Genomic DNA, 15,974 nt, shown 5'->3' on the forward strand with positions numbered 1-15,974 from the left:
AGGGGAAGTGCCATGTCCGGGTATGAGTCGCAGAATGTTCGTCGCACTCGCTTTGCCGCAAACTGGGTCGTTGGCGCGGAAGGCGCGAGCTGGTCACAGCGGCGGCGGCTGATGGCGGTGCTGCGCCGCGCGCATCGCGTGCTGGGCGTCGACCACAAGGACATGGGCGTCGGATCGCTCGGCTTCGGCGGCGGTGCCCGCTCGGTGCTGCTGGCGTCTGCGAGCCCGGCGAGCGTGATCGGCGGCCTGGCCGCGATCGCCGCGCTCGGCTTGCCCGCGCCGGCATTTGCCCAGACCTCCGTCGGAAACGGCACGGCGTCGGGGCCCCGGAGCATTGCGATCGGCACGACCACCCAGACTGCGACCGCGAGCGGGGCGGATAGTGTCGCGATCGGCAATACGGCAACGGCATCTGGACAGGATTCCGTGGCGGAAGGTCATAATACCAACGCTGCCGCCCAGAACGCCGTCGCCATCGGCTTCCAGGCCGCCGCGACCCAGATCAACTCTGTCTATCTCGGCGCGCGTAGCCTCGCGGGAACCGGAGCGCTTGCGCAGGGGGCCATCGGCATCGGCACCGATGTGACGGCTTCCCAGCTCAATGCGATTGGGATCGGAACTCGCGCGATTTCATCGACACAATATTCGGTGGCAATCGGCCAAGACGCGTCGGCCACAGGCGCCGGCGGGGCCGTGGCGATCGGCGGCGGCGCGACTTCAAGCAACATCAACACTGTCGCGATTGGCGTTGCAGCAAATGCCGCCGCGGCCGGTGCCAGCGCGCTGGGCACCAACGCCCAGGCAACGGGAGGAAATTCCACCGCCGTTGGCGTCGGCTCCACCGCCAGCAATAACTGGGCGTTGGCTGGGGGCTACGGATCGGTAGCTAGCGGCGATTCTTCCCTTTCCCTCGGCCGGGTGTCCGCCGCCACAGGCACTGCCTCCACCGCCGTCGGTAACGGTGCTCAGGCGGCTGGTAACAGTGCGACCGCGCTCGGAGCGCAGGCGACAGCCGTCGGCGGCAGCACGGTTGCGGTCGGTCAGGGCGCTGGCGCGGGATCCACCACCGGCAACGCGAGCTCGGTTGCGGTGGGCATTGCGGCGGGCACGCTCGTCAGCGGCGGACAGAACACCGCTGTCGGCGGGGGTGTCCCCAACGTCTTGAGAGGCGCCGGTTCCGGCGTCACGGGCCAGCGCAACGTCGCCCTCGGCACCGGCGACGGCACGGTCGCTTATGACGCTACGCTTTCCGCCTCCGCGGGCAGTCTGGTCACGGGCACCGACAACGTCGCGATCGGCACCAATGCCGGTATCGGCGTTACCGTCAATAACACTACGTCGATCGGCCATAACGCTCAAGCCAGCCAGGCCAACGCCGCGGCCATTGGCCTTGGAGCGACTGCCAGCGGTGTGAACTCCATCTATCTGGGCGCCCGCACCGGCGCCGGAACAGGCGCCCTAGCCGGGAGCGCGATCGCCATCGGCACGGACGTGACCGCATCCCAGACCGACTCCATGGCAATCGGTCGCCAGAGTACGGCGTCCGGCAACGCCGCCGCCGCGGTCGGGACCGCCGCACAGGCAACGGCGACAAGCGCGGCAGCATTCGGTCCCTCCGCCAATGCCTCGGCCAATTTCGCGTTAGCCTTGGGCAATGGGGCAGTGTCGAGTGGAATCGGCTCCGTTGCCGCAGGTTCGGGAGCGCAGGGCACGGGCACGGCCGCGGTCGCGGTCGGCAACAATTCCAGTGCGACGGCCGCGAACGCTGTGGCGGTCGGCCTCGGCGCAGTGGCGAACTCGACCGATGCTGTGGCGGTCGGCAGGGGCTCGACCGCGACGGGCGGCAAGGCCACCGCCATCGGCGCCGGCAACACCGCGTTCGGCGACGGCGCAGTGGCGATCGGCGATCCGAGCTATGCCAGCGGCACCGGCGCCTTCACTGGCGGCGCCAACAACATCGCCAACAGCGATGGAACGGCGACGGCGACGGCCGCGAACCAGGCCAATGGCGCGGTCGCGATCGGCAATGGCAACAAGGCGGTCGGCCAGGGCAGTGTGGCGCTAGGCAACACCAGCAGTGCGCTTGCGGCGGGCGCGGTGGCGTTCGGCGACTCCGCGATCGCGAACAATGCGCGCGACGTAGCGCTGGGTTCGGGCTCGGTCACGGCGGCAGCGGTCGGTACGGCGAGCGCGGTGATCGGCGGCACGACCTATAATTTCGCCGGCACGACGCCGACCAGCACCGTTAGCGTCGGCAGCGGGACCGATCAGCGCACCATCACCAATGTCGCCGCGGGTCGCATCAGCGGCAGCTCGACCGATGCGATCAACGGATCGCAGCTGTTCGCCACCAACCAGGCAGTAGGCGCGCTGGGCCAGGGCTGGACGGTGAGCGCCCAGGGCGCCAACGCGACCAATGTCGGCGCGACCAGCGCGACCGGCAACAGCATCGACCTGAAGAACGGCGACGGCAACATCGTCGTGACCAAGGGCACGGCCAGCAACGACGTCACCTTCGATCTGGCCAACGATGTGACGGTCAACAGCGTGACCGCGGGCGGCACGGTGCTGGGTACCACCGGCCTGACCATCGCCGGCGGCCCGAGTGTGACCACCACCGGGATCAACGCGGCCGGCACGAAGATCACCAATGTCGCGGCGGGCGTGAATCCGACCGATGCCGTCAACGTCAGCCAGCTGACCTCGTCGACCGGTGCGGTGGTGACCACCGGTCAGAACTTCACCGGCAATGACGCGACCGCCGGCATCGTTCACCGCGACCTTGGCACGGCCTTGACGATCAAGGGCACGGCGACCACGGCGGGCAGCTATTCGGGCGCCAATCTGAAAACGGTGACCGACCCGGCCACGGGGTCGATCAATCTGCAGATGGCGGACGCCCCGGTGTTCACCAGCGTCACCACCGGCAACAGCCTGCTCAACACCAACGGCCTGACCATCGCCGGCGGCCCCAGCGTGACTACCACCGGCATCAACGCGGCCGGCACGACCATCACCAATGTCGCGGCCGGGGTGAACCCGACCGACGCCGTCAATGTCAGCCAGCTGACCACCGCCACCGCTGCGGTGCAGGGGCATTATTACAGCGTGAATGACGGTGGCACCGTGCGCGGCAACTACACGAATAATGGCGCGACCGGCCTGAACTCCGTCGCCTCGGGGCCGAACGCGGTTTCGGCGGCTTCGAACAGCGTCGCGATCGGCAATGGCGCCCTCAATCAAAGTTCGGGCGCCGATTTTGGGGCGGTCGCGGTCGGCGGTTCGGCGCGTACCGGCCAGAGCAACGCGACGGCGATCGGTTCCCAAGCCGCAGCGCTCGGCACGAATTCGATTGCGCTCGGGGCGGCGGCGTCCGGAAGCAGCGCCTATGCGATCGCCATCGGCGCGGGCCCAACGACCGGGGCCGGCGCGACCGCCTCAGGAGCCATCGCGATCGGCAGTGGCGGCGGCACCCCGCTCCTAGGGACTGCAGCCTCGGCATCGGGGCAACGCGCCGTCGCCATCGGGCAGAACACGGTTGCCGGTTTCACGAATTCGGTCGCGTTGGGATATAAGGCAACATCCGGCAGCGCCTCCTCGGTCGCGGTCGGCGATTCCGCCACGACCGGCGCGACCGGCACGAACGTCGCGATCGGCAATCTGAGCACGGCCACTGCCGGCACCGCCGCCGGCGGCGCGGTGGCGATCGGACGCTCCAACACCGCGTTCGGCGACGGCGCGGTGGCGATCGGCGATCCGAGCTTCGCCAGCGGCACCGGTGCGTTCACCGGCGGCGCCAACAACATCGCCAATAGCGATGGGACCGCGACGGCGACGGCCGCGAACCAGGCCAATGGCGCGGTCGCGATCGGCAACAACAACAAGGCGATCGGCCAGGGCAGCGTCGCGCTCGGCAATGGCTCGACCGCGGGCGCGGCCGGCCTTGCCGGCAATGTCGCGCTGGGCAACGGCGCCATCGCCGCGGCAAGCGCGGGCGATGTGGCGCTGGGCTCGGGCTCGGTCACCGCGACGGCGGTGGGGACGGCGGGCGTGACGATCAACGGCACCAATTATGCCTTTGTCGGCACCACGCCCACCAGCACGGTAAGCGTCGGGGCACCCGGCGCCGAACGGACCATCACCAATGTCGCCGCGGGCCGCATCAGCGGCAGCTCGACCGATGCGATCAACGGGTCGCAGCTGTTCGCCACCAACCAGGCGATCGGGGCGGTCGGAACGGGCCTCGACAATCTGGGCCAGAGCGTCGCGACCTCGCTGGGCGGGACGTCGGTCTATAATCCGACGACGGATACGGTGACGGCCGGCCTGTCGGTCGGCGGTAACACCTACAACAATGTGCAGTCGGCGCTGACCGCGGTGAACACCACCGCGTCGGCCGGATGGAATGCGACCACGGCGGCAACCGGCACCGGCACGGTGACCGGCACCAGCGTGCAGAACGTCGCACCGGGCGGGACCGTGACCTATACGGCGGGCAACAATATCGCGATCACCCAGAACGGCGCGGAAGTGCAGATCGCGACCTCGGCGACGCCGGCCTTCACCAGCGTCACCACCGGCAACAGCCTGCTCAACACCAACGGCCTGACCATCACCGGCGGCCCGAGCGTGACCACCGCCGGGATCAACGCGGGCGGGGCGACCATCACCAATGTCGCGCCGGGTGTGAACCCGACCGATGCGGTGAACGTCAGCCAGCTGACCTCGTCGACCGGCGGCGTGGTGACCACGGGTCTGAACTTCACCGCCAACGACGCGACCGCGGGCATTGTCCATCGCGACCTGGGCACGGCTTTGACGATCAAGGGCACGGCGACCACGGCGGGTAGCTATTCGGGTTCCAATCTGAAGACGGTGACCGACCCGGCGACGGGGGCGATCAACCTGCAGATGGCGGATGCGCCGGTGTTCACCAGCGTCACCACCGGCAACAGCCTGCTCAACACCAATGGCCTGACCATCACTGGCGGTCCGAGTGTGACCATCACTGGGATCAACGCGGCCAACAAGGTCATCACCAATGTCGCGCCGGGCGCGGTCAACGCGACCTCGACCGACGCGGTCAACGGCTCGCAATTGTTCGCGACCAGCCAGGCGGCCACTGCCGGCTGGAACGTGACGGCGCAGGGCGCCAACGCGACCAATGTCGGCGTGGCCAGCGCCACCGGCACCACTGTCGACCTGAACAATAGCGACGGCAACATCGTGGTCAGCAAGACCGCCGCCAGCAACAATGTCGGGTTCAACCTCGCCCCGGTCCTGGCGATCGGCACCGCGGTGAATGTCGGCGGCGCGGGCGGTGCCAGCATCACCAGCACCGGCTTCACCACCAATGGCGGCACCGGTCCGAGCCTGACCAATATCGGGATCAACGCGGCCGGCACGACCATCACCAATGTCGCGGCGGGCGTGAACCCGACCGATGCGGTCAATGTCAGCCAGCTGACCGCGTCGACCGGCGGCGTGGTGACCACGGGTCTGAACTTCACCGCCAATGATGCGACCGCGGGCATCGTCCATCGCGACCTCGGCACGGCCTTGACGATCAAGGGCACGGCGACCACGGCAGGCAGCTATTCGGGCGCCAATCTGAAGACGGTGACCGACCCGGCGACGGGCGCGATCAATCTGCAAATGGCGGACGCCCCGGTGTTCACCAGCGTCACCACCGGCAATAGCCTGCTCAACACCAACGGCCTGACCATCACTGGCGGTCCGAGCGTGACCACCGCCGGGATCAACGCGGCCAACAAGGTCATCACCAACGTCGCACCGGGCGTGATCAGTGCGACCTCGACCGACGCGGTCAACGGCTCGCAGCTGTTCGCGACCAGCCAGGCGGCGAATGCGGGTTGGAACGTCCGCACCAATGGCGATGCGGCGAGCAATGTCGCGCCAGGCGGCACGGTCCAGTTCCTCGACGGACAGAATATCAAGGTCACGCGCACCGGCACCGACATAACGGTCGCCACCAACCCCGACCTGACGGTCAACAGCGTGACGGCCGGCGGGACGCTGCTGAACACTGGCGGCCTGACCATCGCCGGCGGGCCCAGCGTCACTACCACCGGCATCAATGCCGGCAATAAGGTCATCACCAACGTTGCGCCGGGCGCGATCAATGCGACGTCGACCGATGGGGTCAACGGCTCGCAATTGTACGCGACCAACCAGCAGGTGGCGACGAATACGACCGACATCACCAATCTCGGCAACACGGTCAACAACATCACCAATGGCGGCGGCATCAAATATTTCCACGCCACCTCGACCTTGGCCGACAGCCAGGCGCTGGGCACGGATTCGGTCGCGATCGGGCCGAACGCGGTGGCCAACAATGCCGGCGACATCGCGCTCGGCAATGGCTCGACCACCACGGCGGCGGTGGCGACCGGCGGTATCACGATCAACGGCAGCAACTACGCCTTCGCCGGCACCTCGCCGACCAGCACGCTGAGCATCGGTGCGGTAGGCGCCGAGCGGACGATCACCAATGTCGCGGCGGGACAGGTCAACGGCGGGTCGACCGACGCGGTCAACGGATCGCAGCTGTTCGCGACCAACCAGGCGGTCGATAGCCTCGGCACGAACGTGACCAACCTCGGCAGCACGGTCACCAACCTGGGCAACACCGTCACCACGCTCGGTAACACCGTGACCAGCATCGGGGCGACCGTCACCAACATCACCAATGGCGGCGGCATCAAATATTTCCATGCCACCTCGACCCTGGCCGACAGCCAGGCGCTGGGCACGGACTCGGTCGCAATCGGCCCCAATGCGGTGGCCAACAATGCCGGCGACATCGCGCTCGGCAACGGTTCGACCACGACGGCGGCAGTGGCGACCGGCGGCATCACGATCAACGGTACCAATTATGCCTTCGCCGGAACCTCGCCGACCAGCACGCTGAGCATCGGTGCCGTCGGTGCCGAGCGGACGATCACCAATGTCGCGGCGGGACAGGTCAATGGCGGGTCGACCGATGCGGTCAACGGATCGCAGCTGTTCGCCACCAACCAGGCGGTCGACAGCCTCGGCACGAACGTGACCAATCTCGGCAATACGGTCACCAACCTCGGCAACACCGTCACCACGCTCGGCAATACGGTGACCAGCATCGGGGCGACCGTCACCAACATCACCAATGGCGGTGGCATCAAATATTTCCACTCCACCTCGACGCTCGCCGACAGCCAGGCGGTAGGCACCAACAGCGTCGCGGTCGGGCCGCAGGCTGTGGCCAACAACACCGACAGTATCGCGATGGGCAACAATGCGGTGGCGAGCGTCGATGGCTCGCTCGCGCTGGGCAGCGGGTCGCTCTCCGATCGCGCGCTCGCCCCTTCGATCGGCGCCATTCCGGCGGGGCTGGGCTTCGTGCCCTATAATACCAGCGATGCCACGCTGCTCGGGGCGGTGTCGGTCGGCAATTCGACGACCGGCGAATATCGCCAGATCATCAACGTCGCCGACGGTACCGCGGCGAATGACGCGGTGACGCTCCGCCAGCTTCAGGGCGCGATCGGATCGGTGTCGGTCACCTCGACCAAATATTTCCACGCCAATTCGGTGGCTTTGGACTCGCTGGCTGTCGGGGTCGACTCCGTTGCGGTTGGACCGACTACGGTGGTCAATGGCGACAATGGCGTCGGCATCGGCAATGGCGCGGTAGTCGATCAGACCGCGCCCGGCGGCACCGCGATCGGCCAGAATGCCCGGGTCTCGCGAGCCGACGGTATCGCGCTCGGCACCAACTCGGTCGCCACCGGAATCCAGTCGATCGCGATCGGACCCGGCGCCAATGCAAGCTTCGCGGGCAGCGTCGCGCTCGGTGCGGGCGCGGTGACGACGGTGGGATCGCGGATCGGCTATTCCGCTTATGGCCTAGGCACGCCGCAAAGCTCGGCCGGCGAAGTCTCGGTCGGCGCGGCGGGCGCCGAGCGCCAGGTCACCAACGTCGCGGCGGGTTCGGCGCCGACCGATGCGGTCAATGTCAGCCAGCTCAACCAGGTCGCGCAGAACACCGCCACTTCGCTGGGCGGCGGCGCGTCCTACAATCCCACCACCGGCGCCTATACCGCGCCGAGCTACGCGGTCGGCGGGAACACCTACAACAATGTCGGCGATGCGCTGGGCGCGCAGAACACCCAGATCACCAACCTCGACAACCGCGTGACCAATATCGCCGGCAGTGTCACCACGGTCGCCAATAACGTCACCAACCTGGGCAACAGCACGGCGGCGGGGCTGGGCGGCAATTCGAGCTACGATTCGAGCACCGGCACCGTCACGACCAACCTGAACGTCGGCGGGAACAATTATACCAACGTCAACGACGCGTTGCAGGCGATCAATCAGACCGCCGGCGCCGGCTGGAATATCCAGGCCAATGGCGGCCCGACGACCAACATCGGGTCGAACGGCACGCTCAACGTGACGGCGGGCTCCAACACCGTCGTGACGCTGAACGGCAACCAGCTCCAGGTCGCGGTGGCCGACAATCCGACCTTCGCCGGCACGGTGACCGCCAATGGCGGCCTATCCGTGGGACAGAACACGGTGGTCAACATGGGCGGCAATGTCGTCCGGAACGTTGGCGCCGGTGCCGTGAACGCGGGATCGTCCGATGCCGTCAACGGCTCGCAACTCTATGCGGTGCAGCAGGTCGCGGGCAATTCGGTGCAATATGACGCCGGCGGCAAGTCGGTGACGTTCAACCCCGGCGGCCCGGCGACGGTGCTGAGCAACGTCGCGGCCGGCGTCGCGCCGACCGATGCGGTCAACGTCCAGCAGCTCAACAGCGGTATGGCCAGCACGCTGGCTTCGGCCAATGCCTATACCGACATCAAGCTGGCCGGGATCCAGTACGACCTTGGGAGGGTCCAGCGGAATGCCAATGCAGGAACCGCCGGCGCCCTGGCGGCGGCGGGTCTTCCCCAGGCGTTCGAACCCGGGCGCGGCATGCTCGCCTTCGGTGCCGGCACCTATCAGGGTCAGTCGGCCTTCTCGCTCGGTCTCTCCCGCGTGATGGATGATGGTCGCACCATCTTCAAGGCCGGGGTGACCTACGACACCCAGCAGCGGGTCGGTGCCAATGCCGGCTTCGGCATCCAGTTCTGATCCAAAGGAGGACGCAATGAGACTCAAGTTCCTCGCGCTTACTTTTCTCGTCGGTTGCGGTCTTTCGGGCTCCGCGGCGACCGCCAAGGATGCCGCCTCGGCCCCCGTTCCGGTCTATGTGGCAAAGGTCGATCCGGATGCTTTCCCTCACCGGCCGCTGGAGGAAAAGAAGCTGGGCGCGACGGTCAGCCCGGCGGCGGTGCGGATGATCACGCCGGGTGTCGACAAGTTCAGCATCTACCGGCTGATCGGCCCGCCCCATTTCGGCGAGGGCATCACCCGGCGGTGGAATTATGTGCTGTTTTTTCCGGTCGCGCCGGGAAGCCTCGAACGGGTTCGCTGCCGGATGGAAATCCGCTTCGAGCGGCCGCCTGGCCATTATAGCGTGACCGTGTCCGAAGTGATCTGGCAGGACCAGGCCTGTGCGGACCGGGTTGCGGCCGCGCGCTGATTGAGCGAGAGACGGCGGCATGCGATTGTTCGGACCGTTTGCCGCCTTCCTGCTGATCGGTATTGGGGCACCCGTTTCGGCCCAGACCTTTGGGCCGCCGATCCAGGGCCTGTGCCTGTTGTCGCGCACCGGCGCGATCGGCGCGTCGCGGGCGGGCCAGTCGATGCAGGCGCAGCTCAAGCAGATGCAGGCGTCGCTGTCGGGCGATCTAGCGCAGCGGCGGAACGGCATCGAGCAGCAGCGGCGGCAGCTCGAGGCGCGCCAGAACGCCACCGCGCCGATCGAATATCAGCGGCAAATGGCCGCGCTCGATCAGCAGGCGCGCGAAATCGAGCAGCAGCAGAATGTCCGCTTCATCGCTGCCCAGGAACGCGGCCAGCAGCAGATCGATCGCGCGTTGAACGAGGCGCTTGGCCGCATCGTCACCCGCAACGTCTGCAGTTTGGTGGTCGAACGCAACAACACCTATGGCTGGAACAACGCCATGGATATCACCCCCGCCGTCACGCGCGAAATGGACAGCCTGGTGCAGACGGTCACGCTCCAATAGGGTGATGCGGCCGCCAAAGGCGTCCGGGTGCGACCCCGTGGCGCAGGACGTTCGGGTGCCGGGTTAGTCCGATTTTTCGCAGCTCAATATCAGCACGCCTTTGCCCTTGCCTTGAAGCGCAATAATTCGCTATTTCGCAAATATGCTAAATAGCGAACCTGCGATCGATCTCGCCGCGCTAAAGGCGATCGCCAGCCCGGTGCGGTTGAAAATCCTTGAATTGTTGAAGGACCCCGTCGCCAATTTCCCGCCTCAGGTCGATGGCGATCTCGTGACCGACGGGGTCTGTGCCGACTTCATCAGGGAACGACTCGGATTTGCTCCGGCGACTGCATCGCGGCATCTCGGCCTGCTCGCCGATTGCGGGCTGCTCGTGCCAACCCGCAAGAAAGGCTGGACCTTCTATCGCCGTGACGAGTCGGCAATCGCGGCGTTGGCCGCCGGCCTCGCCGCCGGATTGTGACCCCTCTTATGAATGCTCTCCGCTATCTCCACGTCGACGTATTCGCCGCCCGCCCCTATGCCGGCAACAGCCTGCCCGTTTTCATGGATGCACCCGATCTGACCATGGAGCAGATGCTGGCGATCACGCGCGAGCTCCGGCATTTCGAAGCCATTTTCCTTGCGGAAACGCCGACCCCGGGCACCTATCGCGCGCGCATTTTCGATCTGTTCGCGGAACTGCCTTTCGCCGGCCACCCCATTATTGGCGCGGCATGCGCGCTGCACTGCCATGGCCACCCTGAAGAGGAGCGTCATTGGACCTTCGAACTAGCGGAGCGGACGGTGAGCGTGGTGACGCAGCGCGCGATAACCGGCTTCGCGGCGATGCTGGATCAGGGAGAGGCGGTCTTCCTGGGGGAATGCGATGACCGCGACGACGTGGCGGCTGCCTTCGACCTTGACCCGTCCGATCTCCACCCGCAGTTGCCGATGGTCGTCGTGAGCACGGGCTTGCGGTACCTGATCGTGCCGGTTTCGCCCGGAGCGCTGGAGAAGGCGCGGATCAGAACCGACATTTCCGCGCTGGTGAAGCGGGCGGGCGCGCAATTTGCGGTGCTGTTGGACGAGGCGGCGCTGGAAATCCGCCACTGGAACAATGACGGCATCGTCGAAGACGTCGCCACGGGCAGCGCCGCCGGAACGGTCGGCGCCTATCGCATGCGCTACTGCGATGCCCGATCCGGCGAGATCTTCACGCTGAATCAAGGCAGGTTCTCGGGGCGGCCGAGCGTGATCGACGTCAAGCCGCGCGGAACGGCGGATGCGGTCCATTCCGTTCTCGTCGGCGGCAAGGTCGCCATTGTCGGCCATGGCACGCTGGAAGTGCTGCCGTGATCGTGCGGCGCCGGAGCGGCCGCGTGCCACGCGACAAGGCGGATGCCTTCCGCGATCATATCGGCACGCATCACGAGCTGAGTAGCAAGGCAAGCCAATAGCCGACGACCAATGGCGGTCATGGCCAAATCACTAAGTCAGCAACACCAGCCGAACAATCTTGCGAGGCCGGCACTTCAACCACCATAATGTCGCAATGGCGATTGGCAGACTTGACATGTCGCCCTTCCCGGTAAAGGTAGCGTTACCAAAGCAACGAGGGGATGGCTGGACATGGCCGGCTGGGAAACGTTTTCCGCCGAATTTCTGCCTGCGGACTGGCAGCAAGGTCGCTTTGTCGGCCGCGTGGCGCGTGCCGATGGGCCGAGTCCGGTGCTCGTCGTCGGCGGCATTGCGTATGACATGGCACGCGTGGCGCCGACCGTCTCCGACCTTTTGGCGCGGCGCCTGTTCGATCCCGCGGGCGGCGAGCGGCTCGGCGCGATCGAGACGCTCGATTGGCTGAGCCCGATCGACTTGCAGTGCGTCAAGGCAGCCGGCGTGACCTTCGCGGTGTCGACGCTCGAGCGCGTGATCGAAGAGCGGGCGCGTGGCGATGCCGGGGCAGCGGCGGCGATCCGCGATCGTCTTTCCGCGCATGTCGGCGGCGATCTGCGCGCGGTAGTGCCGGGATCGCCCGAGGCCGCCACGCTCAAGGATAAATTGATTGCCGACGGCATGTGGTCGCAATATCTCGAAGTCGCGATCGGTCCCGATGCGGAGATCTTCACCAAGGCGCCGGTGCTGTCGGCGGTTGGCTTCGGCGCGATGATCGGCGTGCGCTCTGATTCGACCTGGAACAATCCCGAGCCTGAAATCGTGCTGGTGGTCGATGCCGGTGGCGAGGTAGTCGGCGCGACGTTGGGCAACGATGTCAATTTGCGCGATTTCGAAGGTCGCTCGGCGCTGCTGCTGGGCAAGGCCAAGGACAATAATGCAGCGTGCGCGATCGGCCCGCTAATCCGCCTGTTCGATGGTGATTTCACGCTCGACGACGTGCGCGCCGCGGCCGTCGACCTGACGATCGAGGGCATGGACGGCTATCGCCTGACCGGGTCGAGCAGCATGGCACAGATCAGCCGTGACCCCGCCGACTTGGTGCGCCAGGCAATGAGCGAGCACCATTATCCCGACGGTTTCGCCCTGTTTCTGGGCACGATGTTCGCGCCGACCCAGGATCGCGATGCGCCAGGCCGCGGCTTCACCCACAAGGAGGGCGACATCGTCACGATTTCGAGCGAAAGGCTGGGGACGTTGGTCAACAAGGTCACCAGCGCAAAGGCGGCGCCGGCATGGTCGTTCGGGATCGGCGATCTGATGCGCAACCTCGCCGCGCGCGGGCTATTGACGCCGCAACCGGTGCTCGCGGAGGCCGCGAACTGATGCTGCAGGCCGCTATCAATAGCGCCCGCGCGAGCTATCCCAGTCTCGCCGACAAGCGCGTGCTGATCACCGGCGGCGCGAGCGGGATCGGCGAAGGCCTGGTCGAGGCGTTTGCCGCCCAGGGTTCGCGGGTCGCCTTTGTCGACGTGCAAGACGATGCGGCGCACGCGCTGGTCGAGCGGCTCGGTGGTTCCGATGCCGTGCTCTACAGCCGCTGCGACCTGACCGATGTCGATGGGCTCAAGGCGTGCTTCGCGGCGATCGAGGAACAGCTCGGCGGCGTCGACGTCCTGATCAACAACGCCGCCAATGACGACCGCCACAAGATCGACGAGATCACCCCGGCGTATTGGGACGACCGGATGGCGGTGAACCTGCGCCACCAATTCTTCGCCAGCCAAGCGGTCATCCCGGCGATGCGCCGTGCGGGCGGCGGGGCGATCGTCAATTTCGGGTCGATCAGCTGGCATCTCGCTTTGCCCGATCTGCTGCTCTACCAGACCGCCAAGGCGGCGATCGAAGGGCTGACGCGGTCGATGGCGCGTGACCTTGGCCGCGACGGCATCCGCGTCAACGCGGTCATCCCGGGCAATGTGCAGACGCCGCGCCAGGAACGCTGGTATACGCCCGAGGCCGAGGCCGAACTGGTCGCCGCGCAATGCCTCGACGGACGCATCCAGCCGGCCGATGTCGCGGCGCTGGTGCTGTTCCTCGCTTCCGACGATGCCCGGATGTGCACGGGCCACGAATATTTTGTCGACGCGGGCTGGCGGTGACCGGAACGCCCGAGGTCGTCGCCCCGGTCGGGGCAATGCTGGGCGAGGGGCCGGTATGGATCGGGGACGCGCTCTGGTTCGTCGATATCAAGGCGCCGTGCATCTACCGCCTCGGCGGTAATGGCGACGTCACGCGCTGGGCCGCGCCGGCGCCGATCGGCTGGGTGATGCCGGCCGCCAGTGGAGGGCTGGTCGCGGGACTCAAGACCGGCATCCATCGCTTCGATCCGACCGATGGCAGCTTCTCGGCGCGGATCGAAGTCGAACCCGGGTTGCCGGACAATCGGCTCAACGACGCGGTGGTCGGTCCCGACGGTTCCTTATGGTTCGGGTCGATGGACGATAGCGAGGCGCAAGCATCCGGCCGCTTCTACCGCCTGTCGGGCGGACAGGTCTCGGATACCGGGCTGCCGGCCGCGATCGTGACCAATGGCCCGGCCATTTCGCCCGACGGCGCCACGCTCTACGTTACCGACACGTTCGCGGGAACGATCGGGCAGGCGGATATCAACGACGACGGTTCATTGGGCCCGCTGCGCCCGTTCGTCACCATCGACAAGAGCCACGGCTATCCCGACGGCCCGACCGTCGATGCGGACGGGTGCGTGTGGACCGGCTTGTTCGGCGGCTGGAGCGCGCGGCGTTACGACCCCGCGGGCGCGCTGATCGACACCGTGCGCTTTCCGGTCGCCAATGTGACCAAGATCGCGTTCGGCGGTGCCGACCTGCGGACTGCCTATGCGACCACCGCGAAGCTCGCGCTCGACGCCGCCGCGCTCGACGCGCAGCCGCTGGCGGGGCACCTCTTCGCGTTCGACGCCGGAGTCGCCGGCGTGCCGGTCAACGCCATATCATCATGACAAAAAACGATAACGGGAGAGCAGAATGAACGGGGGAGCGACGCGGGCCAATAGCGGCCTCATCGCCATGATCGTCGCGGTGGCGACGATCGGCGGATTGTTGTTCGGCTATGACAGTGGCGCGGTGAACGGCACTCAGCCGGGGCTCAAGGCGGCATTCGGCCTGAGCGAGAGCGGGCTCGGCTTCACCGTCGGGTCGCTGCTGATCGGCTGCTTCATCGGCGCGTTCTTCGCCGGTACGCTCGCCGACCGGATGGGCCGCCGCAACGTGATGCGGATCGCGGCATTGCTGTTCCTGGGCGGAGCGCTGGTCCAGGGCTTTGCCCATCTCCAGCCGATCTTCGTGACCGCGCGGATCATCGGCGGCATGGCGGTGGGCGCGGCGAGCGTCCTCTCGCCCGCCTACATCTCCGAAGTCGCGCCGGCCAATATCCGCGGGCGGATGACGACGGTGCAGCAGATCATGATCATCTCGGGCCTGACCGCGGCGTTCGTGGTCAATTACTATCTCGCCGCCGCCGCCGGCGCGTCGACCGAAAAGCTCGGCGGGCTCGAGGCGTGGCGCTGGATGTACCTGATGCAGGCCATCCCGGCGGCGGTCTTTCTGGCCGCCTTGTTCCTGATCCCGGAGAGCCCGCGCTATCTGGTGTCGAAGGGCCGCGAGGGCGAGGCGGAAGTCGTTCTCACCAGGCTGTTCGGTGCCGATACCGCCGCGACCAAGCTCGCCGAGATCCGCGGCAGCTTCAGCGCCGATCACCGGCCGCAGCTGCGCGACATACTGGATCCTGTGAAGGGCGGCATTCGTCCGGTGGTCTGGGCCGGATTGCTGCTCGCGGTGTTCCAGCAACTCGTCGGGATCAACGTGATCTTCTATTACGGCTCGACCCTGTGGCAACTCGCCGGCTTCACCGAGAATGACTCGCTGCTGATCAATATCGTGTCGGGCGTGGTGTCGATCGGCGCGTGCCTGGTCACCGTCGCCTTGGTCGACCGGATCGGGCGCAAGCCGCTGTTGCTGATCGGCTCGGCGGGAATGGCGGTGACGTTGTTCGGCCTCGTCTATGCATTCAGCCAGGGCTCACTCGACGCCGCCGGCAAACTCCAGCTGTCGCCGGAACTGGGCACCATCGCGGTCGTCGCCGCCAACCTCTACGTGATCTTCTTCAACCTGAGTTGGGGTCCGGTCATGTGGGTGATGCTGGGCGAGATGTTCCCCAACCAGATCCGCGGCTCGGCGCTGGCGGTGTGCGGCTTCGCGCAATGGTTCGCGAACTATCTCGTCGCGCAGAGCTTCCCGGTCATGGCCGCCAAGCTGGGCCTCGCGACCAGCTACGCCTTCTACGCGGTGTGCGCGGTGATCAGCTTCTTCCTGGTCCAGAAGTTCATTCACGAGACCAAGGGCAAGGAACTCGAGGAAATGACCGGCTGACCTC

General features: G+C 66.7%; 9 protein-coding genes. All 9 read left to right on the forward strand.

Features of this window, described 5'->3' with window-relative positions; all coding sequences use genetic code 11:
- Positions 1-12 precede the first annotated feature (12 nt).
- The 9 genes from AC1DQQ_RS01550 (at position 13) to AC1DQQ_RS01590 (ending at position 15,970) form a co-directional block, all read left to right on the forward strand.
- On the forward strand, positions 13-9,144 hold the full coding sequence (locus AC1DQQ_RS01550; RefSeq protein WP_478044088.1) for a hypothetical protein: 9,132 nt from the start codon (positions 13-15) through the stop codon (positions 9,142-9,144).
- Positions 9,145-9,160: 16 nt separating this feature from the next.
- On the forward strand, positions 9,161-9,595 hold the full coding sequence (locus AC1DQQ_RS01555) for a hypothetical protein (RefSeq protein WP_478027811.1): 435 nt from the start codon (positions 9,161-9,163) through the stop codon (positions 9,593-9,595).
- A gap of 19 nt (positions 9,596-9,614) precedes the next feature.
- Complete coding sequence (locus AC1DQQ_RS01560; RefSeq protein WP_478044089.1) at positions 9,615-10,145, forward strand: OmpH/Skp family outer membrane protein; 531 nt, start codon at positions 9,615-9,617, stop codon at positions 10,143-10,145.
- A gap of 142 nt (positions 10,146-10,287) precedes the next feature.
- Positions 10,288-10,608 carry an ArsR/SmtB family transcription factor gene (locus AC1DQQ_RS01565; RefSeq protein WP_478044090.1) on the forward strand — a complete coding sequence of 107 codons (321 nt, stop codon included), beginning with the start codon at positions 10,288-10,290 and terminating at the stop codon, positions 10,606-10,608.
- Between the two features lie 8 nt (positions 10,609-10,616).
- Positions 10,617-11,483, forward strand: coding sequence for a PhzF family phenazine biosynthesis protein (locus AC1DQQ_RS01570; RefSeq protein WP_478044091.1), 867 nt, complete (start codon positions 10,617-10,619; stop codon positions 11,481-11,483).
- A 273-nt stretch (positions 11,484-11,756) separates the two neighbouring features.
- On the forward strand, positions 11,757-12,905 hold the full coding sequence (locus AC1DQQ_RS01575) for a fumarylacetoacetate hydrolase family protein (protein WP_478044092.1): 1,149 nt from the start codon (positions 11,757-11,759) through the stop codon (positions 12,903-12,905).
- Positions 12,905-13,681 (forward strand): D-xylose 1-dehydrogenase, encoded by a 777-nt coding sequence (gene xylB / locus AC1DQQ_RS01580; RefSeq protein ID WP_478027820.1) that lies wholly within the window; start codon positions 12,905-12,907, stop codon positions 13,679-13,681. The genes AC1DQQ_RS01575 and xylB overlap by 1 nt, the downstream gene beginning before the upstream one ends.
- Positions 13,678-14,541 carry an SMP-30/gluconolactonase/LRE family protein gene (locus AC1DQQ_RS01585; protein ID WP_478044093.1) on the forward strand — a complete coding sequence of 288 codons (864 nt, stop codon included), beginning with the start codon at positions 13,678-13,680 and terminating at the stop codon, positions 14,539-14,541. The genes xylB and AC1DQQ_RS01585 overlap by 4 nt, the downstream gene beginning before the upstream one ends.
- Positions 14,542-14,566: 25 nt before the next feature.
- Positions 14,567-15,970, forward strand: coding sequence for a sugar porter family MFS transporter (locus AC1DQQ_RS01590; RefSeq protein WP_478044094.1), 1,404 nt, complete (start codon positions 14,567-14,569; stop codon positions 15,968-15,970).
- Positions 15,971-15,974: the final 4 nt, after the last annotated feature.

This window comes from Sphingomonas sp. P4_G3 (assembly GCF_056401105.1).

Excerpts from the sequence above, each read along its gene's own strand:
- AC1DQQ_RS01550 (WP_478044088.1), top strand. The coding sequence starts at position 13 with ATGTCCGGGTATGAGTCGCAGAATGTTCGTCGCACTCGCTTTGCCGCA.
- AC1DQQ_RS01555 (WP_478027811.1), top strand. The coding sequence starts at position 9,161 with ATGAGACTCAAGTTCCTCGCGCTTACTTTTCTCGTCGGTTGCGGTCTT.
- AC1DQQ_RS01560 (WP_478044089.1), top strand. The coding sequence starts at position 9,615 with ATGCGATTGTTCGGACCGTTTGCCGCCTTCCTGCTGATCGGTATTGGG.
- AC1DQQ_RS01565 (WP_478044090.1), top strand. The coding sequence starts at position 10,288 with ATGCTAAATAGCGAACCTGCGATCGATCTCGCCGCGCTAAAGGCGATC.
- AC1DQQ_RS01570 (WP_478044091.1), top strand. The coding sequence starts at position 10,617 with ATGAATGCTCTCCGCTATCTCCACGTCGACGTATTCGCCGCCCGCCCC.
- AC1DQQ_RS01575 (WP_478044092.1), top strand. The coding sequence starts at position 11,757 with ATGGCCGGCTGGGAAACGTTTTCCGCCGAATTTCTGCCTGCGGACTGG.
- xylB (WP_478027820.1), top strand. The coding sequence starts at position 12,905 with ATGCTGCAGGCCGCTATCAATAGCGCCCGCGCGAGCTATCCCAGTCTC.
- AC1DQQ_RS01590 (WP_478044094.1), top strand. The coding sequence starts at position 14,567 with ATGAACGGGGGAGCGACGCGGGCCAATAGCGGCCTCATCGCCATGATC.